At 60.2% G+C, this 1,314-nt stretch carries 2 protein-coding genes; one reads left to right on the top strand and one right to left on the bottom strand.

Going from position 1 to position 1,314, the window contains the following annotated elements:
• Nucleotides 1–520, top strand: a 520-nt coding sequence (locus QZ269_RS13120; RefSeq protein ID WP_291427141.1) for a metal ABC transporter permease, incomplete at its 5' end; no start/stop codon positions are given.
• 87 nt (nt 521–607) lie between these two features.
• Here the strand turns inward: QZ269_RS13120 and QZ269_RS13115 are convergent.
• On the bottom strand, nt 608–1,168 hold the full coding sequence (locus QZ269_RS13115; RefSeq protein WP_291427140.1) for a multidrug DMT transporter: 561 nt from the start codon (nt 1,166–1,168) through the stop codon (nt 608–610).
• Nucleotides 1,169–1,314 lie beyond the last annotated feature (146 nt).

The raw sequence follows: 1,314 nt of genomic DNA, 5'->3' as shown, positions 1-1,314 counted from the left end.
CGTGGGCATGTTCGCGCTGGGTGTGGTTCTGCTTTCAAAGGTGCCGACCTTTACCACCGACCTCAGCAACTTCCTGATCGGCAATCCGCTGGGAGTCAGCGCCAGTGATTTGTGGGGCGCACTGGGCGTCACCGTGCTGGTCGGCGGCCTGCTCACTGCCATTCAAAAGGAGCTGCTGCTGGTCTCCTTCGACCCCACCGAGGCCCGCGCCATCGGGCTACCGGTCGGGCGGCTTAATAACCTGTTACTCATCATCATTGGCATGGTCGTAGTGCTTACTGTGCAACTGGTCGGCACCACCCTTAGCGTCAGCCTGCTGATCACGTCGAGCGCCGCCGCCCGCCTGCTGGCCCACAGCCTGAAAAAGATGATCGCGCTTTCGGCTCTGCTGGGCATCTTGGGGGGCGTCAGCGGCCTGTACCTGAGCTACTACCTGAACACGGCCCCCGGCGCGACCATCGTGCTGATCAATACCCTAACGTTCCTGCTGGCATTGTCGTTCCGCCGCCGCGCCCAGTAGAATGCCAGTAGAATGAAGGGGGCGGGGGTGTTTTTCCGACGTGCCGATCATTCGGAGAACGGCTCTAATGGCTTGTAAAGAATCCCCTTACGATGCGGGCTGATCGCTTGGCGTCTCCTCGCTCGCCCGGCGGCCACGGCTAGGGCGCTCGGCGGGAATTTCAGACTGGGGCACTTCCGCAGGGGCGCGACCGTGAGCAGACTGAGCAGCATGTTCTACCGGTGCAGCGCCCCGGCTACCCTGGTTTCCCCCACCCTGGGCGGTGCCCGACAGAGCTTCGATGCGGGCCAGCGTATCGGCAAACGCCCTGAGCGCGTCGCTGCTTTCCAGTTCAGCCACGGCGCGGGCGTTCAGGGCAGCCAGCTCCTTGCGGTTGACGGTATATTCCTCGTCCTCAAAGCCCTTGAGCTGGGCCAGCAGGCGGTAGGCCACCGGAGCCGTGATGGTCGCACCCTTGCTGGTCGTAATACTCGCGTCGCCGACCGTGTCCTGCCCGATCAGGGTCAGTTGCTCGGCCCCGATCAGCGCGGCGCGGTCTCCCCGCTCTTCCATATGCGCGGCGAGTTGCAGCAGGCCGCGCAGCTCCTGCATATAGTGAAAGAGTTCAAGATGCTGGGTCATCAGTCCGGCTTTTTTGAGGGTATCCATACCTGCATTATTCTGTTTTTTACAGAATTGTCAATACTTTTTATACCCACAACTTCAGTGAATCTTAATTTTTGTAACTGCTCAGCACGAGAAGTCGAGTTTGGGTAAGACGCCACGAAAAACGTCAACTAAGCCAGTCCAAATGG

It is taken from the genome of Deinococcus sp. (assembly GCF_018260405.1).
In the GTDB taxonomy this organism is placed as follows: Bacteria; Deinococcota; Deinococci; order Deinococcales; family Deinococcaceae; genus Deinococcus.
This window is presented reverse-complemented; position numbering and strand designations above follow the sequence as displayed.

What these genes read in the sequence shown, in the direction of transcription:
- QZ269_RS13115 (WP_291427140.1), bottom strand. Translation starts at nt 1,168, where the DNA reads ATGGATACCCTCAAAAAAGCCGGACTGATGACCCAGCATCTTGAACTC.